Below are 25,429 nucleotides of genomic sequence, written 5' to 3' on the forward strand. Positions count from 1 at the left end.
AAGCCCGAAAATGACATAAAAATCTTTTTAAGACATCCCTCAGTTTCTTTTTGGCATGGTTTTTCTTAGGTTTTTATAAAAAAAGTCCGATAATCAACTGGAGCAATATATGTCAAACGCTAAAGTTTTAGGAAAATCAATTCTCCTCATCATTCTTATTGTAGTTCTTGTTTTGTTCGGACTTCTTTGGTTTGACTATCTGGGAATAATTCATGCTAAGAGGGCTTTTGCGCCTTTATTTAAATTAGCCGGGCTTTCTCCGCAGACTTCTGTTTCTGCTTCATCTTCAAAAGAGCTTGTTGAGGCTGATCTTGACAATGACCGGTTTGCAAAAAGACTTGAGGCTCTTGATATTCGTTCTCAGGAACTTGCAAAAAGAGAAGCGGAAGTAAAAGAGCGCGAGGATGCAAACGCCCAAGTTGCTCAGGAGCTTGAAGACAAAGAAAAAACTCAGGCTGAACGTGAAAAAACATTTAATAATTTAGTAAAAAAGTACGATGATAGAAGTGTAAACATCGAGCAAATTGTTGCAAATTTGAACGGTATGCCGCCAAAAAGCGCAGTTGGAATTCTTGTTGAAATGGACGATCAGGACGTAATTGATGTTCTGCGCCGCGCCGATGAGATTGCCGCCGCTTCTGGTGAATCTTCTACAGTCGCATATTGGCTTTCCTTAATGCCTAGTGATCGTGCTGCTGAAATTTCACGCAAGATGGCAAACAAACCGCTTTCAATAAATTAGCAAAATTGCCTGTTAATGCAGCGCGCCGGTGTTTATAGAATCCGGAGGTTGCCCATGCAGGCATTAAGTTTACAGATTGTAAATTCACAGCAGGAACACGATGTTTCTGTAAAGAAAATTCCGACTGCAAAATCTGAAGAAAGAGATTCGTCATTTAAAGAAATGGTGGAATCAGCTTCAAAAAAAGAACGGGCAGACAATTCTCCTTCCAAAGAAAAAGTTCAAAAAGTTTCAAAGACGTCTGATGAGCCAGCTGTAAATTCAGTAGAAGAAAAAGTTAATGAAGAATTTCAAACTTCTTCCGCTGTTTTTGCTTCGTTTGCGGTTTCTAAAACAGAGCCGTCTGCTCAGACAGAATCTTTTGTTAATTTAGATTTCCAAAGTGAACTTTCTTCTGATTCTGAAATTCTGTTTTCTAGCGAACAGCTTGCATTTTTGCGTTCTGAAGATTTTTCTTTGGAAAACAAAACTGATGATTTTTTAGCTGAAGGTAATTTTTTCCTTCCGTTGAACGAAATGCACAATTTGCAGGCGGCGCAGAATCTTTCTGTTGATGAGCCTGAAAAATTTTTAGAAAATGCAAAATTCGCCGAGCATTTTTCTTCTACGGATGAAGGCTTGTCCCTTGTGCCATTGCAATCTGTTCCAGATGAAATTGCAGCTTTGCAGAATTCTACAGAGCTTTCCCAGCTTGGAATTTCTTCAGAATCCAGCGAAAAGAAACCGGACTTTTTTAAACTTGAGCTTTCTTCTTCCGATGACAAAGGAGCAAAAGAAGTTCCGTCGCTTTTTGAAAATATTTTTACAGTTACAGACGAGCGTTCCATTGAACAGAAAATTGCCGACTTTAAATCCGAGATGAAGTCTGACTATTCACAGCAGGACAACAGCCTGAATCTTTCACTTTCTCTTTCTGAAAATGCAAAGCAGAATATTCTTTCTTCAAACAACCAGAGTGCAGGAGCTTCAGGCTCTACATTCCAGCAGCTTCTTTCTCAGCAGATTCAGTTTAACGCGCCTGATTTCGCTCGCGCTGGAAACATTGTCTTGCAGGACAACAATTCCGGCTCAATAAACATGATTTTAAAGCCAGAAAATTTAGGAAATGTTAAAATAAATCTTCATCTTTCCGATAATGTGATTACAGGGCAGATTACTGTAAACAGCAAAGAAGCTTTCGAGGCTTTTAAACAAAACATGGAGACTTTAAAGCAGGCTTTTCAAAACAGCGGATTTGAAAATGCAAATTTAAGTCTTAGCTATGCCGACACTTCTTCCGGCTCATTTGCGCAGGGTGAACGGCAGCAGAGCAGCGAACAGTTCTTTTCTAACAAAGTTTACGGTGATTATGCGTCTTCCGCTGAAATTTCAGGAGCGGCTTCTTCACAGGCTGTATATATCGCGGATTCTGACAGAAAAATCAGTGTTGTTGCGTAGAAATAGGAGAAATACATGGACGGAATTCAGTTGAATACAAGGCTTAGCGATCAGGAAATGGCAAAGCTGAATATGCAGGTAGATTCTTTCAACAAGTCGATTACGATTGAAGGAAGAAAAGTTCAGCGTGACTTGGGAAAAGATGATTTCCTTAAGCTTTTGATTACTCAGCTTTCAAATCAGGATCCTACTTCTCCTATGGAAAATACAGAGTTCATTGCGCAGATGGCTCAGTTCAGCTCTCTTGAGCAGATGACAAACATGAATCAGGAATTTGCAAAGATGAATTCAATGCTTGTTTCTTCACAGGCTGTAGGAACAATCGGAAAAACTGTTGACATTACGTTTGGCGACACAAAGACAACTGGAGTTGTTGAAGCTGTAACTTACGGAGCAAATCCGCAGGTGCGCGTAAACAATATGTATTATGACATGAAACAAATCTCCGCAGTTTACGGAGAATGAGTTCAGGTTGGGGAACTCGTATAAAAAATCATAAGAGGGTAAATTTATGATGAGATCACTTTATGCAGGCGTTTCGGGCTTGCAGAATCACCAGACAAGAATGGATGTAATTGGAAACAACATTTCCAATGTAAACACTTACGGATTTAAAAAAGGCCGCGCTACTTTTCAGGACATGATAAGCCAGCAGATTAATGGGGCTGCCCGTCCTACAGAAGAAGTTGGCGGTGTAAATCCTAAGGAAGTTGGACTTGGAATGAGTGTTGCTACAATCGACACAATCTTTACACAGGGAAACCTTCAGACAACAGGAAACACAACAGACCTTGCGATTCAGGGAAACGGATTCTTTGTTCTTAAAAACGGAGACGAAACTTTCTATTCACGCGCAGGTGTTTTTGGAACAGACTCAAACGGAACTCTTGTGAATCCTGCTAACGGGCTTCGTGTTCAGGGCTGGATGGCAGAAGATGTAAACGGACGTCAGGTTGTGCGCACTTCTGCAACTCCTACAGACTTGGTGATTCCAGTTGGCCAGAAAGACCCGCCTAAAGCAACAGAAAATGTAAGATATTTCTGCAACCTTAACAAGAACACACCTGAAATCCCGGAAAATCCGACTGCGGATCAGGTTATTGAAGGAACTTGGCAGACAGAAATTGACATTTATGATACTTACGGAAACGCTCATCAGGTTCAGATGAATTTTGCAAAAGTTCCTGGAAATCCTAACCAGTGGACAGTTACTGTAAATGTTGATCCAGACAACGCTGACTTTACTCAGACAAGAATCGGATTTGGAACAACAGACGGTGTGCAGAATACTTATACTTTGAATTTTGACAACACTGGAAAACTCCAGTCGGTAGTTGACAGCGCAGGAAATCAGTCTAATCCTCAGGGTGAAATTGTTCTTCAGGCTTCTTATGCTGTGGCTGATTCAAACGCTGATGCAGACGGAAATCCATATCGCCAGACTTTCAACTTGAACCTTGGAACAATCGGCTCAATGGAAAATACAATTACACAGGCTGCTTCAAAGTCTACAACAAAAGCAAACTATCAAGATGGCTACAAGCTCGGTTATCTTGACAACTTTAAAATTGACCAGTCTGGAATAATCACAGGCGTTTATTCAAATGGTTCTGTCCGCACAATTGGACAAGTTGCAATGGCAAGCTTTACAAACCAAGGCGGTCTTGAAAAGAAAGGCGACAACACTTACGCAGAATCAATCAACTCTGGAATGGCAAACATCGGCGAAAGCGGAACACAGGGAAAAGGAAGCATGCTTTCTGGAACTTTGGAAATGTCGAACGTTGATCTTACTGAGCAGCTTACTGACATGATTGTAACTCAGCGCGGATTTGAATCTAACGCAAAGACAATTCAAACCGGAGATTCAATGCTTGAAACTGTTTTAGGCTTGAAACGCTAATTAAGTTGAACTAGGAATCTTTAGAAAGCAATTTCTTTAGAACCTCTAATTCATAACCCAACCTTAGCTGGACAGATGAACCCTCGTCTGTCCGGCTTTTTTTTATATAATTGCTGCTATAAAACAAATGTTGAAAATACTGAAATTATTTTAAAAGCTGTATTTGTTTGACTACACTTGCATTTTTTGATATAATTATTTCACTTTTTGTGAGGGGTAAACTATGATTTTTCCACTTGAAGAACTTGCTAAATTCAAAGGCGGAATGTACGCCATTACAGTTGCTGCCAGCCGTCGCGCATATCAGCTTGCAAAACTTGCTATGATAGAAGATCCTGCTGTTTCTGAGCTTGTAGAGGACAATGACGGAAAAGTTGTAAGTCTTGCAGCTCGTCAGCTTTTTTCTGGTGAAGTTAAATACGCTATTGAAGCTCCTGCGCGCTAGTTTTGCTTTTTGCATTGATTGAAAATTGATTCCAGTAATTGTTGTTTTTGCACCAACTGCTTGCGGAAAAACTGCTTTGGCTGAAGATTTGTTCGGCAAAAGCAGTTCTTTTGTTTTTAAAGGAAAAGCCGAAGTTGTAAGCGCGGACAGCCAGGCAGTTTACAAAGGTCTTGATATTGGAACTGCCAAGCCTACAAAGGAAGAGCAGCAGGAAGTCCCTTTTCATCTTATTGATGTTGCAAGTCCGCAGGAACAGTTCGGGCTTGGAAATTTTCTTGAGTCCGCAGATTCTTTGTGTGCGCAAATTTGGAGTAGAAAAAAAATTCCTTTGGTGATTGGCGGAACTGGTTTTTATATAAGAAATTTTTTGCTAGGCTCGCCGTCAACTCCAGAAAGCCGTCCGGAAATCAGAGAGCTGATAAAACAAAAACTTTCCAATTTAGGAAAGGAAAGCCTTTATGCCGAACTGAAAATCGTAGATCCCTTGAGCGCAAAAAAAATAAATATAAATGACGAGTATAGAATTTGCCGTGCCCTTGAGATTTTTTATTCATGCGGAAAACCTTTAAGTTCATTCAGCCTTCCTTGTGAACTTAGAAAACAGTATAATTTTTGCACATTGATTCTAAATCGAAACAGGGAAGAACTTTACAAGCGCATTGATTTGCGTGTGGAAAAAATGTTTGAAGAAGGACTTGTGCATGAAGTTGAGGCGTTAAAAGAATCAGGGCTCACAAAAGATTCTCCTGCAATGAAAGCTATTGGATATAGTGAGTTTTTTATTGAAGGGTTTTCCTTGGAACAGATAAAAGAAAAAATAAAATTCAACAGCCACCGTTACGCAAAAAAACAGTATACCTTTATGCGCGGAATTCCTGGAGCGTGCATTGTGGATGCTGATGACAAAGAAAAAATAAAGCAGATAATTTCAAATTTTCTTAGTTCAGTGTTATTGTAAATGTTGTTCCCTTGTTCGGTTTGGATTTTACATTTATGCTCCAGCCGTGGCTGTCTATAATTGACTTGACTACAGAAAGCCCTATTCCCATTCCGTTTTCACGCCGGGAATTTGAAGCGCGGAAAAACAGTTCAAAAACTTTTTCCAAGTCTTCTTCTGGAATTCCAACGCCTGTATCGCTTATTGAAATTTCTGTTTTTCCAAATGAATTCTTTTTTGCCTCAAGTGAAATTGAGTCTCCGTCATTTGTGTATCGCAGGGCGTTTCCATAGATGTTTTCCAAAGCCCGGGTAAAAAGATTTTTGTCCATAAGAATTTGCTGTTCTTCAATTTCTATTGAACTTGAAATTTTCCGCTTGTATAATTCTGCGGCGCATTCCATGTTTGCGGCAAAGTCCTTTAAAAATGCTTTTAATTCAACTGGCCTTAAAGTTTTTTTCCATTCTATGTTGTCCATTTTTACATAGTTGATTAAATCATTTATCATTGACTCAAGCTGGCCGGCTTTTGTGTTTATTATTGAAACTGATTTTTTTATGTCGTCAATGCTGTTTACAATTCCGTCTGAAACTGCCTCTGAATATCCTTTTATCAGCGCGACAGGCGTTCTTAAGTCATGGCTTATTCCCATTATAAAGCGAGAGCGGCGTTCAAGATTTTCCTTTAATGCTTTTCTCATGCGCTCCAAGTCTTCTGTGAGCTGCAAAATTTCGTTTGAATTTCTTCTGCCTGAAATTTCAAGTTTTGTGTCAAGTTCTCCATTTGCAATTTTTTGAGTTGCCTTTTGAATTATTTCTATTGAATTTGAAACTGACTTTGCAATTAAAATAATCACCGTGATTGACAGTGCTTCAAAAACAAGCACAACAAAAAATATGTGCATCATGAATTTGGGAATTCTTTTCAGTGAGTTTTTTTCTTTTGCATCAAATCTGCTTATAATAAGACCTTTGTTTTTGTGGCTTGCGTCGCGAGCTTCTTTTTTAGTCTGCTCTTCAAGAAAGAAAGACTGGAATTGATAGTCGTAAGAAGAATTTGTTGTCTGCACAAAATCAAAAAGTTCCTTGGGATTATGCGTGCTTCCTGTTTTTATTTCTGGAATTGTAGAAAGAATAATCTTTGAGTTGAAGAAAATCATAATCTGAACTTCCGGCGGAATTTTTTCAATGTAGTTTTGAATCTGGTTCCAGTCGCTTTCTGAAAGATTCGCTTCGTTTATTTTTCTGATTTCCCTGTAGCCTTTCATCAAAAATCTTCGCGGGGAATTGTAATACGTGTAAATTGGAAAAAGAACCATGCACAAAGTTGGAAGTATTAAAATCCCCGTGATTAAAAGCGAAATTTGATTTTTAATTTTCATTCATTGCTTTCCATGCTGAACTGGTAGCCCATTCCAAAAACTGTCTTTATATATTTTGGGTTTGCAGGATCTTTTTCAATTTTTCTTCTTAGCCTTTGAACATAAACTCCAACCGCTGTCATGTCTCCAAATGGAGTTTTCCATACCGCGTTGAAGACTTGTTCTGGAGTTGCAGGCTTGCTGCTGTTTTTTACAAGATATTCAAGGACTTCATATTCTTTTGTGGAAAGCGGAATTTTTTCAGCTCCTTTTTTTAGAATGCAGCTGTTGCAGTAAAGAGTGTAGGGACCGAAATTTATTGTTTCTTCCACAGAAGCTTCTGTTGCACAAAGACGTGCGAGCTTGGACTGAACTCTTGCAACTAGAACTTTAGGACTGAATGGCTTTGTTACAAATTCGTCCGCGCCAAATCCAAGTCCTTCTATTATATCATCGTCAGCGTCCCTTGCGGAAACTATAATAACAGGAATTGTAGCTTTGTAGTTTTTTCTGAAAGTCTTTAAAAAGTCAAATCCGCTCATTCCAGGAAGATTTAAATCCAAAATTACCAAGGCAGGCGAATATCCTGAGCTTAATTTTTCAAGAGCCTTTTCTGCTGTGTCAAATGCCAGCGAGTCAAAATCCGCGTTGTTCAAATACATGCAAATCAGTTCCGCCATTTCTGGAACATCTTCAATTACAAGGATTTTTGTTTTCATGGCTGAAATTTACAATTATTCAACAGGAAGTTCAAGAATTTTTGTGCGTCTCTAACAGATTATTATTTGCTTTTTTTTGAAGGAATACTTCCTAAGAGACTAAGTGAGTATTCCTAAGACCTGAAGTAAGTATTCCTAAGAGCCTTAGGAAGTATTCCTCAACCTCTTAGGAAGTATTCCTCTGCCTCTTAGGAAGTATTCCTCAGCCTCTTAGGAAGTATTCCTCAGCTTCTTAGGAAGTATCGCTACGGGTCTTAGGAAGTATTCCTTTAGTTTTACAACATTAATCTTGTTTTTTTTTTAAATTTAATGCTTTTTTAACAAATGTTTTCTATAATATATATAATATGACTGTTGAAGAAATAAAAAAGAACACAGAGATAAATGAGTTTTTGAACAAAGGAAATGAAATCTTAGGAAATCTTGGTTTTACAGATCATGGTCCAGGACACTGTGGATTAGTTTCTGAACGTGCTGGCTTTATTTTGCAGGAATTTGGAGAAGCAAAAGAAAATATTGAGCTTGCAAAAATTGCAGGATATATGCACGACATTGGAAATGCCCTTAACAGAAATCATCATGCTGAATACGGCGGACTTCTTGCAAATGAAATACTTGGCAGGCTTGATTTTTCGTGCGAAGACAGAATTGAAATTGTTTCGTGCATTGCGAACCATGACGAGTCAACTGGCGGCGCGTTCGACAAAGTTTCTGCAGCCCTCATAATTGCAGACAAAACAGATGTAAGGCGAAACCGCGTAAGAACAAAGGAAAAGTCCGCGTTTGATATACATGACCGCGTTAATTTTGCAGTTGAAAATTCGACTTTAAAGATAAACCATGAAAAAAAGCAGATTTCCCTGAATCTCCAAATTGACGAGAATATTTGCACAATGTGTGACTACTTTGATATTTTTTTAGGCCGAATGCTCATGTGCAGAAAAGCCGCGGAATTCTTTGACTGTCGTTTTAAGCTTATGGCGAACGGAAGCAAAGTTCTCTAGCAGCTTTTACAATTTTGGTAGTTTAAAAAGTTTGCTTTCTCTTGTTTTTACGGCAAAAATAGTCTAAAATACTTGACGATTCACATTTTACAGTTCATTATAGTATATTATGATTGAAGTAACGCGTCTGAACGGAAAAAAATACTGGGTCAATCCGCACCAGATTGAGTCTATGGAACAAAATCCTGATGTTACGCTTGCTCTTCTTTCAGGCAAAAAAATTGTTGTAAAAGAATCTCCAGAAGAAATCATAGAACGAATTGTTATATATAGAAAAAAAATAGGAATGCAGGAACTTTGATTCTTGCGCGAGCGGGAGGAAAAAATGGATTTAGCTACTCTGATAGGATTCTTTGGCGGACTTGCAATGATGGCAGTTGGTGTTTTTACGTCCGGTGGATCCATTATGGGTATTATAGATATTCCATCAATTTTCGTAACTATTGGCGGATCCTACTTTTCTTTGTGGATTTGCGCCCCTATGAATCAGGTTATTGGTCTTTTTGGTATTATGGGAAGGGCTTTTAAAACTTATGACTATGGAGAAAAAACAACTGTTCAGAACATGGTTGCCCTTAGTGAAAAAGCCCGCCGTGAAGGAATTCTTGCTCTTGAAGAAGGTCTTGACGACCTTGATGATCCGTTCCTAAAAGAAGGCTTGCGTCTTATGGTAGACGGAAACGACGGAAGTGCAATTCGCTCTATTCTTGAAAATGAAATGGCTCAGGCAGAAAGCCGCCACATGGCTTGGATTAACGTTGTTATCCAGTGGGCAGGATTTGCTCCTGGTTACGGAATGATGGGTACTGTTATTGGTCTTATTGGTATGTTAAGAAACCTTGAAGACAAAAGTGCGCTTGGTCCTAACATGGCGGTTGCTCTTATTACAACTTTGTATGGTTCCATGCTCGCAAACTGGCTTTTCGGACCTTTGGCTCAGAAACTCATTATGCAGAATGGAAACGAAATGAACGTAAAGGAAATGGTTCTGGAAGGAATTCTTTCAATTCAGGCAGGAGACAACCCGCGTATTCTTGGACAGAAACTTCTTACATATTTGGATCCAAAATCCCGCAAGGCAATTGAGTCCGACATCTTGAAAGACTAGGCTTGGGGAGTTTTTCAATGGCAAAAAGAGAAAAAAAAGAACCAGAAAAACCGTCAACCGCTTGGATGGGCACTTACGGAGACATGATTACTCTCATGCTCTGCTTTTTCGTTATGCTTTATGACCCTTCCGAATCAGATGCAGTTCAAATGGCGGCTTTGCAGGCTTCGCTTTCAAATAATAATCCGGGCGGCGGAATTTCAGTAAGTCCTGGCAGTCTTGCTAATTTAGGAAACGTTGTAAGTTCTCTTCCTTCTATAGAAAAAGGGCGGGCTTTAGGTCCTGCTATGAAAAAGGCTATTTCAAGTTTTGCGCCTGAAGTAAAATCAAACAAAATAACAATAACAAGCGATGAACGCGGACTTGTAATTTCACTTGCATCCGATGCTTTTTTTGAAGAAGGCAGTGCGGAACTTAATATAGAAGAAGCTAGGGGAACTTTGCTTAATCTTGCAAAATTTTTTGCTTCCCCGGAAGTTGCTGGCAGAAGATGGCGCATTGAAGGGCACACTGACAATCGGCCTGTTTCTGCTTCAAGCATTTATCCAAGCAACTGGGAACTTTCGGCTGCGCGGGCGGCAAATGTTCTGCATTATCTTGCTGATTTTGGTGTAGATGAAAAGCAGTTTTCTATTGCAGGATATGCGGACACTCGTCCTAAGCTTAGCAATGATACTGCGGAAGGCCGTGCTTACAACCGCCGTGTAGATGTAATTGTTCTTGATGACGGACATTTTTAGCGGAAATGCTTATTTTTCAATTTCTTCTAAGATAAAATTTAAAAATTCCGATATAAATAACGAGAAGATTTTAAAATCCGGGAGGACTTTATGGCAGACGAAAGCAATGCAGACGACTTGGGCGATGACATCGGAGCTGAAGTTTCAACAGGAAAAAAGAGCGGAATAAAAGGCGCGTTTCCTCAGCTTTTGAAATTTATTTTGATTGGTGTTGCTGCTGTAATTTTCATTGTTACTATTGTAGTTGTTACAACTGCTATTTTAAATAAGGGCGGAAAAACACCTTCACAGTCAATTCCAATCAGTGAGGAATATACTGTAAAAAGAGAATCCTATGACTGGTACACTTCTTTGGATCAGATTCGCACATCAACAAGTGACCCTGTTCCGGCAAGTGTAAGTGTTACAATTGCTCTTGGCTACAAAAAGGAGGACAAGGCGGCTTCGACTGAAATCACAGAACGCCGTATTGAAATCATTGACTTTTTGAGAAGGTTTTTTTCAGAGCAGACTGTTGAAGATTTGCGTCCGCAGAATGAGGAAGTTTTAAGGCAGCAGATCCGCGACCAGATAAACGATGATATTTTAAGCAACTCCAGAATACGCGATGTTCGTTTTACAGGAAAGGATGTTGTTCAGCAGTAAGCTGAAAAAAGGTGGAATGAGACATGAATGAAGTTCTGTCACAGGATGAAATTGACCAGCTCCTTCAGGCTATAAGCACTGGCGAAAGCGAAGCAGATGAATTTAAGCCGGTTACCGATACTAGGCGTATAAAAATCTATGACTTCCGCCGTCCTGATAAATTCTCAAAGGAGCAGATTCGCACGGTTTCCAATATGCACGAAACTTTTGCGCGTCTTACAACAACAAGCCTTTCTGCCCAGCTGCGTACTTTGGTTCATGTCCATGTTGCTTCGGTAGACCAGTTGACCTACGAGGAATTCATTCGTTCTATTCCGACTCCTACAACTTTGGCTGTAATAAACATGGATCCTTTAAAAGGAAACGCAGTTCTTGAAATTGCTCCTGAAATTACATTTATAATAATTGACCGTCTTTTTGGCGGCTCTGGAGATACAGGCGGAAAAGTAAACCGAGATCTTACAGATATTGAGCAGTCTGTTATGGAAGGAATCATTGTCCGCATTTTGGCAAACATGAGGGAAGCTTGGACTCAGGTTATAGACTTACGCCCGCGTCTTCAGCAGATTGAAACAAATCCGCAGTTTGCCCAGATTGTTCCTCCGAGCGAAATGGTCATTCTTGTTACTTTGGAAATAAAAATCGGAGAGGAAGCGGGTATGATGAATATCTGTATTCCTTATATAACGATTGAACCGATTGTTTCAAAACTTTCGTCTTCTTTCTGGTTCAGTTCAGTTAGAAGAAGTTCTACAACGCAGTACCTTGGAACTCTCAAGGAAAAACTTGCGGATGTTGAAATGGAACTTGTTGCGGACATCGGTTCAATAAATGTTCCTATTAGAGATGTTCTAAGCCTTAGAACAGGCGATGTTATAAGGCTTAACACTATAAAGGTTGGAGAGCCGCTTACATTAAGTGTGGGCAGCAAGAAGAAATTCTACTGTCAGCCTGGCGTTGTCGGGAAAAAGGTTGCCGTTCAGATTATTGAAAAAATCGACGAGCAGGAAACTGAAAATTTTGAAGAATTAACACCAGAAGGAGACGATAACCTATGAGTGAAGGATCTATATCACAGGAAGAAATCGATGCATTGCTGTCCGGCGTAGATGTCGGCGGACTTGGTTCAGGCGGTTCGTTTAATTCTGCTCCAGAGGTTGACATTGATGTTCCAACATTGCAGAATTTTGCTGGAACCATAAAAGACAAGCTTGCTGAAGTCATTAAAAATATGACTGAAAAGGACACTGTCCCGGGTTCTCCTACTGTCGAGGCGATTGGACGTGATCAGTTGCTTGCAAAACTCCCGGAAGAAGCTGTAGCTGTAATGGCAGACTTCTCTTCTGGACTAAGCGGAGACCATCTTTTCCTTATGTCCCCGGAATTTGCAACAAAGCTTGTCGGCTATATAAACAAAGAGGAAAATCCTGCTCTTGATGACATGGGGCTTTCTGTAATTTCAGAAGTAGTTTCGTCTCATTCAGGCGCGGAAATAACAGAGCTTAGCAAAGGCGGAAAACTTCCGGGACTTGCTACAAATCCTCCAGAAGCTGTAAAAGAGCCAAAGGCAATGATTCGTATGCCGCAGGGAACTTTTGCTTGCTTTACATATCCAGTTACTGTTGGCGGCGAGCAGTTTACCTTGTGGGAAGCTGTAAGCGGTTCTGTTGCTGACGGAATGGCGCGTGCTCTTGGTGGCGGTTCAAAGCCTGCTTCCAAGCCAGCTGCATCTGTAAATTCTGGAATGGAAAGTGCTTCTGCTATGGGCGGCGCTGCTCAGATGTCTTCTCCTTCCGCAGGATTTACCCAGCAGCCAATGATGGGCGGAATGCAGATGGGAATGCAGCAGATGCAGCCTAATCCAGCGATGATGGGAGGTATGCAAATGGGCGGCAATATGATGGGAATGCAGCAAATGCAGCCGAACGCTTCAATGATGGGCGGAATGCAGATGCAGACCCCTCCGAATGTTCAGTCATTGCAGTTCCCGAATTTTGCGCAGTCTGTAGGAGGCGGCGAGCAGGGAAATATCAACTTGATTATGGATGTTTTCATGGAAATGACGGTCGAACTTGGCCGTACCAAGAAAACTATCAAGGATATTTTGGGACTTGGCGAAGGAACAATTATCGAGCTTGATAAGCTTGCTGGTGAGCCTGTTGATATTCTGGTAAACCACAAGCCTATTGCCAAGGGCGAAGTTGTAGTTATTGATGAAAACTTCGGTGTTCGTGTTACAGAAATTCTTCCGTCTCTTGAACACGTGGCTTCATCTATGTAAGAATAAATTTGTAAAGGGCTTTTGAATTTCATTGAAGTTTAAAAGCTCCATTAAATATAAAAGCGGCAGGCTTGAAATGCGGTGGGGATAACGCAAATGTCTGTTGCTTTGGGTGGGAAAATGTATTATTCAAAAGTAAAAATTTTAGCGGCATTGCTGGCTTTATGCGCCGGACTTTCTTTTGCCCAGCAGTCTTCTGCGACTTCAGAAAATCTTACTTCCGCACAAATTGAAAATTCTCAGATTTCATTAGACTTTTCAGAAAACTCTGATTCTGGAGTTTCAGATGAAAATGCTTTTAGTTCTTCTAGCTCTTTCGGCGGAATTGGAATTTTTGTGCGCATGATTCTTGTTTTGGGAATCATAATTGCGGCGATTTACTTTTTGTTCAAATTTATGCGCAAGTCTATGGGCGTTGAACCAGCTATGGAAGACGATGTTTTTTTGCGTAAAGTTTCGTTTATAAGCCTTGGCGAAGGAAAATCTGTTCAAATTGTAAGCCTTTGGAATAAGGCATTTATTCTTGGTGTTTCTGATAATTCCGTTTCACTTATAAAAGAAATTGATGACAAAAATCTCATTGATGCGATGAACCGCTATGCCGACATGAACAGCAATGCAAAAAAACCGCGTTCATTTGAAGAAATCCTTCAGCTTTTTATGCCCGGAAAAAAAGAGGATGCCAAAGAAAATATTCCGGCCGCAAAAAAATCAGCTTATGACAAAGGCACGATGGATCTTATAAATTCTTTGAAGAACAAAATGATTGGCGGAGAGGAAAAATGAAGGGCCTTTTCTTGCTGAAAAAACGTTTTTTTAAATTCGCAGTTGCGTTTTTACTTTGCGCTTGCTGTTTTTTTCCATTGTCATCTCAAAGCCAGAATAATTTTCCAGAAGGCTCTTCAAGCGGAACTACGGAAATGAGTCGCCGCATAACGGGCTTGGATTTTCCGAATTTGAGTTTTTCCGCAACTGCTCCTCGCTCTGGAAATGAAGTTGCGTTCAGTGTGCAGCTTTTGCTTCTTCTTACGCTTTTAACTCTTGCGCCAAGCATTTTTGTTTTGATGACTTGCTTTTTGCGTTTTTCAATTGTTCTTGACTTTATAAAAAGGGCGCTTTCTTTGCAGCAAGTTCCGCCGACAGCAGTTCTAAATGGAATTGCAATTTTTATGACACTTTTTTGCATGTGGCCTACATTCAGACAGATTTACACGGATTCTTTTCAGCCGCTTTCAAATAATGAAATTACTTTGACAGAAGCCATTGAAAAGGCAGAATCTCCTATAAGGATTTTTATGTTCCGCCAAATGGGAAACGACAAAAACAGCATCAGAACTTTTATGACAATGGCAGGACTTAGCCGCCCTGCTAATGCTTCCGATGTTCCAACTTATGTCTTGATTCCGGCCTATATTCTGCACGAGCTTACTGTTGCATTTAAAATAGGAATTCTCTTATATATTCCGTTTATTGTAATTGATATGGTTGTTGCAAGTATTCTTATGAGCATGGGAATGATGATGCTTCCGCCTGTGCAAATTTCCATGCCGTTCAAGCTGATGCTTTTTGTTCTTGTTGACGGCTGGCATCTTTTGACTCAGCAGCTTTTTGTGAGTGTTTTGCGTTAGGAAAAATTTTGACATTCGGCTTTTGAATGGGAGGAAATTATGTCATTGAATCTTATTAATAATTTAGTTCGCGGTGGAATTTTGCAGGTTTTTCTTATGTGTGCTCCTATTCTTGGCGCGGCTCTTTTGGTGGGACTTATTGTTGCAATTTTTCAAGCTACAACTTCAATTCAAGAGCAGACACTTACTTTCTTGCCAAAGTTTCTTACGATTCTTTTTGTAATTGCTTTGCTTGGCGGATTTATGTTTAATTCTTTGGCTCAATATTTCCGCGGAATTCTCGATTTGATTCCGGCTATGGCAAGATAGAATGCTTGAGCGGATTGTTTCTGATGCGCCTGTTTTTCTCTTTGTTGCAGTAAGATGCTTTGCCACTATAATGACGCTTCCGCTTTTTTCTTCAAGAACTGTTCCAAGAAGTGCAAAAATCGCTTTGGCAGGCTACATGGCGTTTTTTATTTTTCCGCAGATTTCTTTGGCAGACGGAATTTTTTCTTCATATAAAAATTATATTTCACCTGAAGGAAACTTTACGCTTGAATATATTTTCCTGCTTGCCGGAGAAGCGATGATTGGAATAATCCTTGGTTTTTTTGTACAGATTATTTTTGCTTCGTTCAGCACAGCCGGGCAGTTTTTTGCGTTTCAGATGGGGCTTAGCGCGAGCGAAGTTTACGATTCACTTAGCCAGGTTGAAAATCCTCTTATGGGACAGTTTTTTAATTTTATGGCGATGCTTGTCTTTTTACAGAACAACTGGCTTCAAATGCTGCTGTTAAAGGGAATGTCTGAAAGCTTTAAGATTATAAGCGCAATTTCCATAGTAGACAATTCACGTTTTCTTGCGGAATTTATGATGAAGTCTCTTACATTGCTTTTTAAGGATGCGCTGATTATTGCGCTGCCGGTTATGGCATCTCTTTTTTTAATAAATGTTACAGTCGGAATTCTTTCAAAGGCGGCTCCTCAGATGAATTTGCTTTCGGAAGGATTTCCTGTTCTTATGCTGACTGCATATTTTTTAATTTTTGTTCTTGTTCCTCAGTTCATTGAGTTTTTTGAAGGCTGCTTTAAAGGCGGAATTTTTGAAATTGAAAAGCTTTTTATCGGGCTTAAAGGAGGCGGGCAATAATGGACTTGCAGTGGTTCGCCGCGGAAGATGAAGGCAAAACAGAAGAAGCCTCGGAACAGAAACTCCGCAAAGCAAGAAAAGAAGGCCGCGTTGCAAAAAGCCAGGAGCTGAACGGAACTGTTGTTTTTCTTTTTGTTGTCGCAGTTCTTATTTTGCTGGCTCCTTGGTTCTATGACAAAATCTGCGAAATGATGATTTTTTACTTTAACAATGTGACTGCCCAAAAAATTGACGATGCAAGATTTTACTATATTTTTTTGCGGAATCTTCTTCCGATTGTGCTTCCTTTGTCGCTTGCAGGAATTCTTGCTGGCGTCATAATAAATTTGGTTCAGAATAGAGGATTCATTTTTACAACAAAAACAATAGAGCCAAAATTTTCTAAAATTGTTCCTAAATTCGGCGAGTATTTTAAAAAGACTTTATTTTCGATGATGGGACTTTTTAACATTGCAAAGTCGCTTTTAAAAGTTGCCGTTATCGTTGCAATTGCGGTTCTTCTTATCCGCATGGATTTGGCCAAGACTCTTGGATTTTTAAAGGCTGGCGGAGTTGATTTAGCGTTGCGTTCTGTTTCTGGAATGGTTGCTCAGCTGCTTGTTGTTTCCGCTGTTATTTTGATTGTAATCGGCGTGTTCGATTATGTAATGCAGCGCAGGGAATTTAAAGAGCAGATGAAAATGACCAAGCAGGAAGTAAAAGAGGAATTTAAGGAAAGCGAAGGAGACCCGGAAGTAAAAGGCAGGCTTGAATCCGCGCAAAAAGAAATGCTTTCACAAAATATGCCAAAGGCTGTCCGCGAGTCGGATGTTGTAATAACAAACCCTACGCATTATGCGGTTTCTCTTCAGTGGAAGCAGGAGCAACAGGACGCGCCGATGATTACTGCAAAGGGAACTGACAATACTGCTCAGACAATGAAAAAAATCGCCGCTGAAAATAATGTTCCGATAATTGAAAATCGCCCTCTTGCCCGCGGACTTTATGCAGATACCGAAGTTGGCGACATAATTCCTACATCTTATTTGCGGGCTATTGCTGCTGTTTACGCCCAGGTTGGCTTTATGAATAAGGAAAGAAACAAAAAATCCATTTAAAAGTTACTTTTTGCCGTTTTCAAAATTCTTTTTTTGTAGTACAATAGAAAGACATTATATTTCTAAATTGAAGCTTTTTAGTTAGGGTGGGGACTCGATGGCGGAAAAGCGCGGCTCAAGCGGTAGTATTTTAAATTTTATTTTACGCAATTCACTGGCGGTAGGCATTATCGTTGTTGTTTTGTTTATGTTTATTCCGCTTCCAACAGCTTTTATTGATCTTGCAATGGTTATAAACCTTGCGCTTTCTTTTATAATTCTTTTGACCGTTATCTATATGAAGCGTGCTGCGGATTTTACATCGTTTCCGCGAGTCGTCCTTATAACAACTATTTTTGGTCTTGCAATAAATATTTCTTCCACTAGAAATATTCTTGTTCATCCGGTAAAAACTTCTGGGCATATGGCTGGGCAGAGCGAAATGGTTCAGGCGTTTGCAAATATTGTTGCAGGCGATAAAGTTTTAATAGGATTTATAATTTTTATTATTCTGATTGTTGTTCAGGTTCTTGTAATTACAAAAGGCGCAGACCGTGTTTCCGAAGTTACTGCGCGTTTTACATTGGATGCCATGAACAATAAAATGTTTACAATTCAAAATCAGATTAACAACGGTTCTATTACAGAAGAAGAAGGCGAACTGAAAATCAATCAGCTTAGGCAAGAAATCGACTTTTATTCTGCAATGGACGGTTCTTCTAAATTTGTAAGCGGAAACGTAAAGGCTGGGATTTTCATTACAGTTGTAAACCTTATTGGCGGAATTATAAGTGGAACTTTTGCCGGAGCTTCTATAACTGATGCTCTTGACAGCTACGCAAAGCTTACGATTGGCGACGGTCTTATGTCTCAGCTTCCGTCTTTGCTGCTTTCTTTTTCAACAGGTCTTTTGATTACAGGAAGCAACGACGGCGACTTGCTTTCAGATCAGCTCAAAGAGCAGTTTTCTGCAAATGGAACAATTTATGTTATTGTTGGAGCTACATTGGCGGCTCTTGGAATTGCGTTCCATAATGGAGCAACTGCGACTCTTGTTCCGATTGGAATTTTGTTTGTTTTTGTTGGCACTCGGCTTTCGCGCTTAAAGACAAAAGAAGAAGAGCAAAAGGCGGTGGAAGCAGAAAAAGCAAAAAATTCTCCGCAAAAAGGAAATGGCGGTCCTGAAGAAATTTCTCCTGTTGTAAAACTAGACGACCTTTCACTTGAAATTGGATATGCGCTCATTCCTCTTGTTGATGATGAAAAAGGCGCAGAACTTATGTCGCGTGTAAAAAGAATCCGCCGTGAAGCTGCTCTTGACCTTGGACTTGTTATTCCGCCGATTCATATTATGGATCAAATGGAACTTTCGCCGGAAGAATATTCGTTTAAAATCCGCGGAATTGAAGCTGGAAGAGGACGGCTTAAGCTTGGGCATTTTATGTGCCTGAACACTGGAAATGTTCCTAAAGACAGAGAAATTGTCGGGGAAAAAACAAAAGACCCGGCGTTTGGAATGGATGCAATTTGGCTTCCTGATTCAAAGCGCCTTGAAGCAGAAAAAGCCGGCTATGCGGTGATTGACGCTCCTACTATAATTGCAACTCATCTTACGGAACTTATAAGACGAAACGCTTCTAAAATTCTTAGCCGTCAGAGTGTCAGCGCGATTATTGAAGAAATCAAAAAGACGAATCCTGTTGTTGTTGATGAAGTTACAAGCGGAGATCACAGATTCTCTTACGGTGAAATTGAAGCTGTTCTTAAAAATCTTCTTGAAGAGCAGGTCAGCATCCGCAATATGGTTGTTATACTTGAAACTTTGGGAGACTACGGAAAACTTACACGCGATTCTTGGACTCTTACGGAAAAAGTGCGAGAGGCTCTTGGCGCACAGATTTGCCAGCAGTATGCGGATGAAAATAAAGTTCTTCATGTGCTTAACCTTTCTCAGAGCCTTGCGCAGAAACTTCTTGACCATAGAGCAGATATGCCGGGAAAAGGTCCTATTGTTGCATTTGATCCTGTTGACGCAAGAAATTATATTTCTACAATGAGCAATGCTGTTGCCGCTGTCCGTGAAAGAAATTATCTTCCTATTATTTTGTGTCCGTCTGAAGTGCGCCGGCTTGTAAAATCTTCTACTGAGCTTGAAATGCCTGGAATAATTGTTTTGTCTATAAACGAAGTGATGGCTGCTTCGCCAAATATAAAAGTTGAATCTCTTGGAGAAATAAATGGCTGATAATGAGCTTAACACAAATGTCCAAAGCATTACAGGTCGTTCCCGTGATGAATGCATGGATAAACTTTACGACAAATATGGAACAAACTTTCAAGTGCTCGGCTGCAAAACTAGGCTTTCTGCAGGATTCCTTGGATTTTTTCAGCGTGAGCAAATTGTTTTAAGATACCAGGTTACAAATTCTTCATTGGATCAGGTTGCTTTTTCAAAGAAAGTTAATTATCCTGCAAGCTCTAGCTACACAAGAGTTTCTTCAACAGGCGGACTTCCTCTTCAAAATTCTTCTCCTATAATGCATTCTCATCAGGATTCCTTCTTGCAAAAACGCGATGAGTTTTTAACAAAAGTAAACCCAACAGTTACAAATAATCTTCAGATCGGGCAGCTCACCAAGCAGTTCGATCAGTTTAAAAACGAAATGCAGGAGCAGATGAAAACAATTGTTCAGGCTACTTCTGCAGAAAAGGAACATCCTTCTATTCTAAAGATTCAGGATCTTCTTGAAGAAAACGAATTTACAAAGTCTTACATAAAAAAAATGTGTTCCAGAATGAAAAACGAATTCAGCCTTGAAGAACTTGATGATTTTGATTATGTTCAGACTTGTGTGGCGGACTGGATCGGGGAGAGTATTCCGATTGCTTTTGAAGAAAAAAAATCCGCGCCGCAAGTTATTATAATTGTTGGACCTACAGGCGTTGGAAAAACAACTACAGTTGCAAAGATGAGTTCCCGCATTTCAATCGACTATAAAAAGAACCGCGAAAAATATAAGTATCCGCCTAGAATCCGCATGATTACAACAGACACGATGCGTGTTGCCGCTATTGAGCAGCTTAAACGCTGGGCGGAAATTATAAACGTGAATGTTGACAAGGCTGAAAGTTCTGAAGATTTGAAAATTCTTTGCGACAACTATGTTTCTAATTCTGATTATATTTTTATTGATACAAGCGGCTATAGTCCGAATGATTATGAAAACATTGCAAAGATGCGCACCATTCTAAATGTTAAGAATTTAAACGAAAATGTTTACCTTGCTATTACAGCTGGAGTGAGCGCGAAAGACTTGGAAAATATAATCCGCAATTACGAAGGATTTGATTTTAAAAGCATAATCGTTACAAAATGCGATGAAACCACATCTTTTGGCCGTGTCATAAGCGTTTTATCAGAAAAAAACAAGCCCGTGTCATGGATTACGACAGGCCAGGATGTTTTGAATACAATTCAGCGTGCGGATCCAAAATGGTTCTTAAAAAATCTTTCGGGATTTAAAATCAACGCAGAACATATTGAAAAAAAGTTCGGAACTGCCGATAAAGAAGCAGAGTAATCTAAAAATTGAATCAGGGCAATAGGAGAATATAAATGGAAGAACAGGCAAAAGAATTGCGCGCTCTTATGAATGAAGATAATTTCGCTAGACCGGCGGCTCCACATAAAACAAGAATAATTGCCATAACAAGCGGAAAAGGCGGAGTTGGAAAAACTAATATAGCTGTAAACATGGCGATTGCATATTCCCAGCTTGGAAAAAAAGTCATACTTATTGACGGCGACTTGGGAATGGCAAACGTAAATGTTCTTTTGAGCGTTGTTCCGCAGTACAATCTTATGCACGTAATAAACCGTAAGAAAACAATGAATGAAATAATTTTGGATACGGAATTTGGCTTTAAATTTATTGCGGGCGCAAACGGGTTTTCTAAAATTGCAAATCTTTCAAATGACGAGCTTGACTACTTTGCAAAGGAATTTGCTTCTCTTTCAAATGCCGACATTATCATAATAGATACTGGAGCTGGAATTTCAAACAATGTTCTTCAGTTTCTTGCTGCCGCTGATGAAGTCTATGTAATTACAACTCCTGAGCCAACCGCAATTACCGATGCCTATGGAATTATAAAAATAATCACAACAGAGCTTCTTCACAGGCAGATAAATTTAAAGCTTCTTGTAAACAGAGTTCATTCTTCTGATGAAGGAAAGCGCATTTCAGATTTGATTATAAATATTGTAGCGCAGTTCTTGAATTATAAAGTTGAATATATAGGATTTGTTTACGATGATCCTGTTGTTCAGGCTTCAGTTATACGCCAAAAGCCTTTTATGATTATAAATCCGACTTCCAAGCCTGCTGTTTGCCTAAAGCATATTGTGGGCAGAATAGAAAAAACTGATATTCCCTCGGATGCAGGGGTTTCAAACTTTCTTAAGAAGTTCCTTGGGGGCAAGAAAAAATAAATCTTGACCTTAGAGGTGTTTTGCCTTAATCTATAAGAATATAATAAACGGGAGGAAAGAACATGTTCAATTTAAAAAATGTAGCTGCTTCTGCTGGTGTTGGATTTGTTCTGTCTTTCCTTATAAGCATTATTTCTACTCATCGTTTTTTTGTTGCTTCTTTCCGCGGAATTATTTTTGCCGTGGTTTTTGCGCTTTTGGCATTTGCGGCAGGATTTTTGAATAAAAAGTTTCTTTCTGTTGAAACTTTATCCGATTCAAAAGACGAGGCTGGAAAAAAGCCTGTTTCAAAGCCTGGTTCTGTTGTGAATATTACAATAGACGATGAAAATCTTACAGAAGATGAGGCTGCTCCAAGTTTTGATGTGAGCGCAAATAAAAATTTCTTTAATGGCGGCGGATCTGTAGGAACGGCTTCAAAAACAGAAGAAAAAACGGAAGATGCTTCTGCAGCTGATTCTATGCAAAAAGAGGATTCTTCTGTTGATGAGCCTGTAGAAAATGCAGTTCCTGTTGTGGACTCTAGCGGGATAGAAAAAACTGAGCCTGAAACTAAGCCCGTGGCTGCGTCTTCTGAAAAAACTGTCCAGTCGCAGGAAATAGATGCTTTGCCTGATATTGGTGTTTTTTCTGGGGAATCAGATGATGATGAAGGCGTTATAAATGACTCTGATTTTGCTCAAACTGAATCTTCGGAAAAGCTTCCTTCTGCGCCTACAGATGGAAAAGTTTCTGTAGAACAGGATACAAAGACAATTGCAAGCGCAATAAGGACATTGCTAAAAAAAGATGAAATGTAATATGGGGATATTAACGAAAATCTTTGGGAGTGAAACTTCTAAAGGTCTTCTAGCAAGGGTGTGGGATACATGGTAAATCAAATTTTAGATGAAAACGAAGAAGCTGAACTTTGGCATGAGTATAAAAAAAGCAAATCTGTCGCAATAAGAGACCGTTTGATTCGTCAGTATATGCCCCTTGTAAAATGGGTTGCAGGACGAGTTTCCACAGGAATGCCTGACAGTGTGGAATTTGATGATCTTGTTGGATTCGGGCAGTTTGGACTTTTGGATGCCATAAATAAATTTGATATTGATAAAGGTGTAAAATTCAAGACTTATGCAACAACACGCATAAGAGGCGCGATTTTTGATGAGCTTAGAGAATTAGACTGGGTTCCACGTTCTGTGCGACAAAAGTCCCGTGAAATAGAAGACACAATTGTTGAGCTTGAATCTAAGCTTGGACGTACTGCTTCTGACGCTGAAATTGCAAAAGCCATGAACATGACGGAAGCTGAATATCAGTCGGCTGTTATGAAAGTAAGCGGAACAAGTGTTCTTTCTCTGAACGATGTTTGGTATTCAGGAGATGAAAGCGAGCATGTTTCAATCGGGGACAGTATTGAAGCTCCAAACAGCCTTAATCCTGATGTTATCGTTGAGCGTGAAGAAATTCGCAGAGTTATAATTCAGGCTATAAATGAACTTCCTAAAAATGAAAAAATGGTGATTGTTCTTTACTACCACGAAGATTTGTCTTTTAAGGAAATCGGTCAGGTTCTTAATGTAAGTGAAAGCCGTATAAGTCAGCTTCATTCAAAGGCAAATTTACGTTTGCGCGCAAAACTTACAAGTGTCCGCAAAGGAATTTTTTAAGAGGTCTTATGGTAACTCTTGACAAGCTTAGAATAGACATGGAAAAGCAGCTTGCTTTTGACAAGGACATTCATACTGTTGAAGTCCGAGCAGACACATTGGATGAATGTCTTGATGATGCGGCTGTTCAGCTTGATTCAAAAAAAAACAACCTTGAATATGAAGTTATAGAAAGGGGAAGCCAAGGCATTATTGGCCTTATGAAAAAGCCTTGGAGAATCCGTGTATATGAAAATCCTACTGTAATTCGTCAGAAAAAAGAAAAAGAAGCTGCGTCTCTTGCAGGTGATCAGGCTAGCTCAGGCAATGCCGAAAATGAAAGAGTTGACGGAATGTTCTATGTGCATAGATTTGGCTCGCGCATATTTGTTAAAGTTACGTTGCCAAAAGGTTCTGGAACTCCAGTTTCAGCATCGGATCTTATAAATGAAGCCCGGCGGCCTGACAATACTTCGCTTGATGAAAAGCTTTTAAAGAAACTTGCGGAAGACGGCACAGACAACAGCTATATGGAAGTTGGAACTTTTACCCATGTTGCGGCAGGAGACGCTGTTATGGCTGTAGATATTTCCAAGGATGAAATGCAGGCAACCATTACTGTTTCACCTCCGTCTCAAGGCGGTTCTGAAATTTCTGCAGAGAATATAAAGAATGCTTTAAAAACGCAAGGTGTTGTCGCTGGAATTGAAGAAGATAAAATAATTTCGTTTGTTGATAATCCGATTTACAATATGCCTTATGAAGTTGCGGCGGCGATTCTTCCTGTTAATGGAACTGACGCATATATTGATTACAAATTCGAAACTGACAAGACAAAACTTAGGCTAAAGGAAACTGCGAATGGCCAGGTTGACTTTAAAGAGCTTAACCTTATTCAAAACGTTGTTGTTGGACAGCCTTTGGCAGTAAAAGTTCTTCCTCTACGCGGAAAAGGCGGAAAAACTATTCTTGGCCGTTATCTTGAAGCAAAAAATGGAAAAGACATTCCGATTCCGCTTGGACAAAACACAAAGCTTGATTCAGATGGACGCACTGTTATTGCAGAAAAAAACGGAAACGTAACTTTGGTTGGCGACAAAATTACAGTTGAAGAAGTTTACGAAGTTCCAGGCGTTAACATTAAATCTGGAAACATAACTTACATGGGGACTGTTGTTTGCCGCGGAAACGTTGAAGATGGATTCAGCATAAAGGCAGACGGAAACATAGAAATTTATGGTTCTGTTGGAAACTGCCATATTGAAGCTGGCGGCGATATTGTTATTTCTCAAGGTGTGATGGGTCGTGATGAGGGCGAAATAATTACAAGCAAATCTGTCTGGGCAAGATTCCTTCAGAATGTAAAAGTTACAGCGGAAGAATATGTTGTTGTAAACGACAATATCATGAACAGCAATGTTACTGCGATGAAAAAAATTCTCTTGAAGGGAAAGAGAGCTTCTATTATTGGCGGACATCTTTTTGCGACAGAGGAAATTACTGCGAAAAACATTGGCTCTTCTGGCGGCGGAATAGAAACGATTCTCGAAGTTGGTTTTGATCCAAAGGCAAAACTTAGGTTGCAGGAACTTCAGGAAATGCAGTCAAATGTTGTTAAGCAGCTTGAAGAAGTTGACTTGAATATTTCAACGCTGGAAAACCAGAAAAAAGTGCGCCGTTCACTTCCAAAGGAAAAAGAGGAAACTCTTGCGAACTTAAGAAATCAGCGTGTTGATTTGATGGATTCAAGTGAAAAAATGACAACTGAAATTAATGAAATCAACGCTCATAATAGGGAACTAAAAGTTGTTGGGTGTGTTAATGCAAGCGGAACTGTTTATCCTGGCGCAAAAATTCTTGTGCGAGATGAAATTGATGAAGTCCGCTCTGAATGCAAAGCTGTAACTTTCTATTTTGACAGCGGATTTGTAAAACGCAAAAAATATGAACCTGCCCAAGATTCTGATGAAATGGAAAAGCCAGACGGATACAAATAAAAATCTGGCTTGAAGATTCGTTAATAGCCCGAATGTCGAGTTTTGATAAGAACAGTACTTTAAGTGTCATTGCTGTGCTTGACACGGCAATCTTGCAAAAAAAGTGCAATAGATTATCAACCGAGTTTCTTTCAGAAACATCGCAG

26 protein-coding genes are annotated in these 25,429 nt (G+C 39.7%); 24 read left to right on the forward strand and 2 right to left on the reverse strand.

All coding sequences use genetic code 11. From position 1 onward, the window contains the following. The first annotated feature begins 109 nt into the window (after positions 1 to 109). The 6 genes from B4C08_RS04750 (at position 110) to miaA (ending at position 5,485) form a co-directional block, all read left to right on the forward strand. Entirely contained in the window at positions 110 to 742 is a 633-nt protein-coding gene (locus B4C08_RS04750) for a periplasmic-type flagellar collar protein FlbB (protein ID WP_296091418.1), read from the forward strand. A gap of 54 nt (positions 743 to 796) precedes the next feature. Further along, positions 797 to 2,179, forward strand: coding sequence for a flagellar hook-length control protein FliK (locus tag B4C08_RS04755; protein WP_296663525.1), 1,383 nt, complete (start codon positions 797 to 799; stop codon positions 2,177 to 2,179). A gap of 15 nt (positions 2,180 to 2,194) precedes the next feature. Continuing rightward, entirely contained in the window at positions 2,195 to 2,644 is a 450-nt protein-coding gene (flgD, locus tag B4C08_RS04760; RefSeq protein WP_296663528.1) for a flagellar hook assembly protein FlgD, read from the forward strand. A gap of 46 nt (positions 2,645 to 2,690) precedes the next feature. Continuing rightward, the gene (gene flgE, locus B4C08_RS04765; RefSeq protein WP_295798130.1) at positions 2,691 to 4,082 is read left to right on the forward strand and encodes a flagellar hook protein FlgE; all 1,392 of its coding nucleotides are present in this window, start codon (positions 2,691 to 2,693) and stop codon (positions 4,080 to 4,082) included. 223 nt (positions 4,083 to 4,305) lie between these two features. Further along, positions 4,306 to 4,527 carry a DNA-directed RNA polymerase subunit omega gene (locus B4C08_RS04770; protein ID WP_288605425.1) on the forward strand — a complete coding sequence of 74 codons (222 nt, stop codon included), beginning with the start codon at positions 4,306 to 4,308 and terminating at the stop codon, positions 4,525 to 4,527. Positions 4,528 to 4,552: 25 nt separating this feature from the next. Further along, a complete protein-coding gene (miaA, locus tag B4C08_RS04775) occupies positions 4,553 to 5,485 on the forward strand; it encodes a tRNA (adenosine(37)-N6)-dimethylallyltransferase MiaA (protein ID WP_296663530.1) in 933 nt (310 codons plus the stop codon). On the opposite strand, the gene B4C08_RS04780 is transcribed toward miaA, so the two are convergent. Then, positions 5,466 to 6,845, reverse strand: coding sequence for a HAMP domain-containing sensor histidine kinase (locus tag B4C08_RS04780; RefSeq protein ID WP_296663533.1), 1,380 nt, complete (start codon positions 6,843 to 6,845; stop codon positions 5,466 to 5,468). The two genes, miaA and B4C08_RS04780, sit on opposite strands and share 20 nt — an antisense overlap. Next, entirely contained in the window at positions 6,842 to 7,543 is a 702-nt protein-coding gene (locus tag B4C08_RS04785; RefSeq protein WP_295798137.1) for a response regulator transcription factor, read from the reverse strand. Before B4C08_RS04785 ends, B4C08_RS04780 begins: the two co-directional genes overlap by 4 nt. A 347-nt stretch (positions 7,544 to 7,890) precedes the next feature. Here B4C08_RS04785 and B4C08_RS04790 point away from each other — a divergent pair, with 347 nt between their 5' ends. From B4C08_RS04790 to B4C08_RS04875, 18 genes are all read left to right on the forward strand, one after another. Beyond that, a complete protein-coding gene (locus B4C08_RS04790) occupies positions 7,891 to 8,547 on the forward strand; it encodes an HD domain-containing protein (protein WP_296663536.1) in 657 nt (218 codons plus the stop codon). Between the two features lie 109 nt (positions 8,548 to 8,656). Further along, positions 8,657 to 8,848 carry a flagellar FlbD family protein gene (locus B4C08_RS04795; protein ID WP_013701729.1) on the forward strand — a complete coding sequence of 64 codons (192 nt, stop codon included), beginning with the start codon at positions 8,657 to 8,659 and terminating at the stop codon, positions 8,846 to 8,848. Positions 8,849 to 8,872: 24 nt separating this feature from the next. Next, positions 8,873 to 9,655 carry a motility protein A gene (locus B4C08_RS04800; RefSeq protein ID WP_296663539.1) on the forward strand — a complete coding sequence of 261 codons (783 nt, stop codon included), beginning with the start codon at positions 8,873 to 8,875 and terminating at the stop codon, positions 9,653 to 9,655. Positions 9,656 to 9,672: 17 nt separating this feature from the next. Beyond that, entirely contained in the window at positions 9,673 to 10,395 is a 723-nt protein-coding gene (gene motB, locus B4C08_RS04805) for a flagellar motor protein MotB (RefSeq protein ID WP_296663542.1), read from the forward strand. Between the two features lie 90 nt (positions 10,396 to 10,485). Continuing rightward, positions 10,486 to 11,040: a flagellar basal body-associated FliL family protein gene (locus B4C08_RS04810; RefSeq protein ID WP_013701726.1), complete on the forward strand. Its 555-nt coding sequence runs from the start codon at positions 10,486 to 10,488 to the stop codon at positions 11,038 to 11,040. Positions 11,041 to 11,063: 23 nt separating this feature from the next. Beyond that, the gene (fliM, locus tag B4C08_RS04815; RefSeq protein WP_013701725.1) at positions 11,064 to 12,098 is read left to right on the forward strand and encodes a flagellar motor switch protein FliM; all 1,035 of its coding nucleotides are present in this window, start codon (positions 11,064 to 11,066) and stop codon (positions 12,096 to 12,098) included. Further along, positions 12,095 to 13,321, forward strand: coding sequence for a flagellar motor switch protein FliN (gene fliN / locus B4C08_RS04820; RefSeq protein WP_296663546.1), 1,227 nt, complete (start codon positions 12,095 to 12,097; stop codon positions 13,319 to 13,321). The genes fliM and fliN overlap by 4 nt, the downstream gene beginning before the upstream one ends. A gap of 96 nt (positions 13,322 to 13,417) precedes the next feature. Beyond that, a complete protein-coding gene (locus B4C08_RS04825; protein WP_296663549.1) occupies positions 13,418 to 14,107 on the forward strand; it encodes a FliO/MopB family protein in 690 nt (229 codons plus the stop codon). After that, on the forward strand, positions 14,104 to 14,949 hold the full coding sequence (gene fliP / locus B4C08_RS04830) for a flagellar type III secretion system pore protein FliP (protein ID WP_296663551.1): 846 nt from the start codon (positions 14,104 to 14,106) through the stop codon (positions 14,947 to 14,949). Before B4C08_RS04825 ends, fliP begins: the two co-directional genes overlap by 4 nt. Before the next feature lie 39 nt (positions 14,950 to 14,988). Then, positions 14,989 to 15,258, forward strand: coding sequence for a flagellar biosynthesis protein FliQ (gene fliQ / locus B4C08_RS04835; protein ID WP_013701721.1), 270 nt, complete (start codon positions 14,989 to 14,991; stop codon positions 15,256 to 15,258). Position 15,259: 1 nt separating this feature from the next. Further along, positions 15,260 to 16,081 (forward strand): flagellar biosynthetic protein FliR, encoded by an 822-nt coding sequence (gene fliR, locus B4C08_RS04840; RefSeq protein ID WP_296663554.1) that lies wholly within the window; start codon positions 15,260 to 15,262, stop codon positions 16,079 to 16,081. Continuing rightward, positions 16,081 to 17,178 carry a flagellar biosynthesis protein FlhB gene (gene flhB / locus B4C08_RS04845; protein WP_296663557.1) on the forward strand — a complete coding sequence of 366 codons (1,098 nt, stop codon included), beginning with the start codon at positions 16,081 to 16,083 and terminating at the stop codon, positions 17,176 to 17,178. The genes fliR and flhB overlap by 1 nt, the downstream gene beginning before the upstream one ends. Before the next feature lie 97 nt (positions 17,179 to 17,275). After that, complete coding sequence (locus tag B4C08_RS04850) at positions 17,276 to 19,402, forward strand: flagellar biosynthesis protein FlhA (RefSeq protein WP_296663559.1); 2,127 nt, start codon at positions 17,276 to 17,278, stop codon at positions 19,400 to 19,402. Next, positions 19,395 to 20,738 (forward strand): hypothetical protein, encoded by a 1,344-nt coding sequence (locus tag B4C08_RS04855; protein ID WP_295799943.1) that lies wholly within the window; start codon positions 19,395 to 19,397, stop codon positions 20,736 to 20,738. Before B4C08_RS04850 ends, B4C08_RS04855 begins: the two co-directional genes overlap by 8 nt. Before the next feature lie 35 nt (positions 20,739 to 20,773). Then, complete coding sequence (locus B4C08_RS04860; protein ID WP_273353563.1) at positions 20,774 to 21,649, forward strand: MinD/ParA family protein; 876 nt, start codon at positions 20,774 to 20,776, stop codon at positions 21,647 to 21,649. A gap of 62 nt (positions 21,650 to 21,711) precedes the next feature. Next, positions 21,712 to 22,449 carry a hypothetical protein gene (locus B4C08_RS04865; RefSeq protein WP_296663563.1) on the forward strand — a complete coding sequence of 246 codons (738 nt, stop codon included), beginning with the start codon at positions 21,712 to 21,714 and terminating at the stop codon, positions 22,447 to 22,449. Positions 22,450 to 22,518: 69 nt separating this feature from the next. After that, complete coding sequence (gene whiG / locus B4C08_RS04870) at positions 22,519 to 23,307, forward strand: RNA polymerase sigma factor WhiG (RefSeq protein ID WP_295799949.1); 789 nt, start codon at positions 22,519 to 22,521, stop codon at positions 23,305 to 23,307. A gap of 8 nt (positions 23,308 to 23,315) precedes the next feature. After that, entirely contained in the window at positions 23,316 to 25,283 is a 1,968-nt protein-coding gene (locus B4C08_RS04875) for a FapA family protein (protein ID WP_296663569.1), read from the forward strand. Positions 25,284 to 25,429: the final 146 nt, after the last annotated feature.

The organism is Treponema sp. UBA753, from assembly GCF_002297325.1.
GTDB lineage: Bacteria > Spirochaetota > Spirochaetia > Treponematales > Treponemataceae > Treponema_D.

What these genes read in the sequence shown, in the direction of transcription:
- B4C08_RS04770 (WP_288605425.1), top strand. Translation starts at nt 4,306, where the DNA reads ATGATTTTTCCACTTGAAGAACTTGCTAAATTCAAAGGCGGAATGTAC.
- motB (WP_296663542.1), top strand. Translation starts at nt 9,673, where the DNA reads ATGGCAAAAAGAGAAAAAAAAGAACCAGAAAAACCGTCAACCGCTTGG.
- B4C08_RS04780 (WP_296663533.1), bottom strand. Translation starts at nt 6,845, where the DNA reads ATGAAAATTAAAAATCAAATTTCGCTTTTAATCACGGGGATTTTAATA.
- B4C08_RS04810 (WP_013701726.1), top strand. Translation starts at nt 10,486, where the DNA reads ATGGCAGACGAAAGCAATGCAGACGACTTGGGCGATGACATCGGAGCT.
- B4C08_RS04860 (WP_273353563.1), top strand. Translation starts at nt 20,774, where the DNA reads ATGGAAGAACAGGCAAAAGAATTGCGCGCTCTTATGAATGAAGATAAT.
- B4C08_RS04800 (WP_296663539.1), top strand. Translation starts at nt 8,873, where the DNA reads ATGGATTTAGCTACTCTGATAGGATTCTTTGGCGGACTTGCAATGATG.
- B4C08_RS04875 (WP_296663569.1), top strand. Translation starts at nt 23,316, where the DNA reads ATGGTAACTCTTGACAAGCTTAGAATAGACATGGAAAAGCAGCTTGCT.
- B4C08_RS04785 (WP_295798137.1), bottom strand. Translation starts at nt 7,543, where the DNA reads ATGAAAACAAAAATCCTTGTAATTGAAGATGTTCCAGAAATGGCGGAA.
- fliR (WP_296663554.1), top strand. Translation starts at nt 15,260, where the DNA reads ATGCTTGAGCGGATTGTTTCTGATGCGCCTGTTTTTCTCTTTGTTGCA.
- whiG (WP_295799949.1), top strand. Translation starts at nt 22,519, where the DNA reads ATGGTAAATCAAATTTTAGATGAAAACGAAGAAGCTGAACTTTGGCAT.
- B4C08_RS04795 (WP_013701729.1), top strand. Translation starts at nt 8,657, where the DNA reads ATGATTGAAGTAACGCGTCTGAACGGAAAAAAATACTGGGTCAATCCG.
- flgE (WP_295798130.1), top strand. Translation starts at nt 2,691, where the DNA reads ATGATGAGATCACTTTATGCAGGCGTTTCGGGCTTGCAGAATCACCAG.
- flgD (WP_296663528.1), top strand. Translation starts at nt 2,195, where the DNA reads ATGGACGGAATTCAGTTGAATACAAGGCTTAGCGATCAGGAAATGGCA.
- fliN (WP_296663546.1), top strand. Translation starts at nt 12,095, where the DNA reads ATGAGTGAAGGATCTATATCACAGGAAGAAATCGATGCATTGCTGTCC.
- B4C08_RS04755 (WP_296663525.1), top strand. Translation starts at nt 797, where the DNA reads ATGCAGGCATTAAGTTTACAGATTGTAAATTCACAGCAGGAACACGAT.
- B4C08_RS04865 (WP_296663563.1), top strand. Translation starts at nt 21,712, where the DNA reads ATGTTCAATTTAAAAAATGTAGCTGCTTCTGCTGGTGTTGGATTTGTT.
- B4C08_RS04825 (WP_296663549.1), top strand. Translation starts at nt 13,418, where the DNA reads ATGTCTGTTGCTTTGGGTGGGAAAATGTATTATTCAAAAGTAAAAATT.
- B4C08_RS04790 (WP_296663536.1), top strand. Translation starts at nt 7,891, where the DNA reads ATGACTGTTGAAGAAATAAAAAAGAACACAGAGATAAATGAGTTTTTG.
- B4C08_RS04855 (WP_295799943.1), top strand. Translation starts at nt 19,395, where the DNA reads ATGGCTGATAATGAGCTTAACACAAATGTCCAAAGCATTACAGGTCGT.
- B4C08_RS04850 (WP_296663559.1), top strand. Translation starts at nt 17,276, where the DNA reads ATGGCGGAAAAGCGCGGCTCAAGCGGTAGTATTTTAAATTTTATTTTA.
- flhB (WP_296663557.1), top strand. Translation starts at nt 16,081, where the DNA reads ATGGACTTGCAGTGGTTCGCCGCGGAAGATGAAGGCAAAACAGAAGAA.
- fliQ (WP_013701721.1), top strand. Translation starts at nt 14,989, where the DNA reads ATGTCATTGAATCTTATTAATAATTTAGTTCGCGGTGGAATTTTGCAG.
- fliM (WP_013701725.1), top strand. Translation starts at nt 11,064, where the DNA reads ATGAATGAAGTTCTGTCACAGGATGAAATTGACCAGCTCCTTCAGGCT.
- fliP (WP_296663551.1), top strand. Translation starts at nt 14,104, where the DNA reads ATGAAGGGCCTTTTCTTGCTGAAAAAACGTTTTTTTAAATTCGCAGTT.
- B4C08_RS04750 (WP_296091418.1), top strand. Translation starts at nt 110, where the DNA reads ATGTCAAACGCTAAAGTTTTAGGAAAATCAATTCTCCTCATCATTCTT.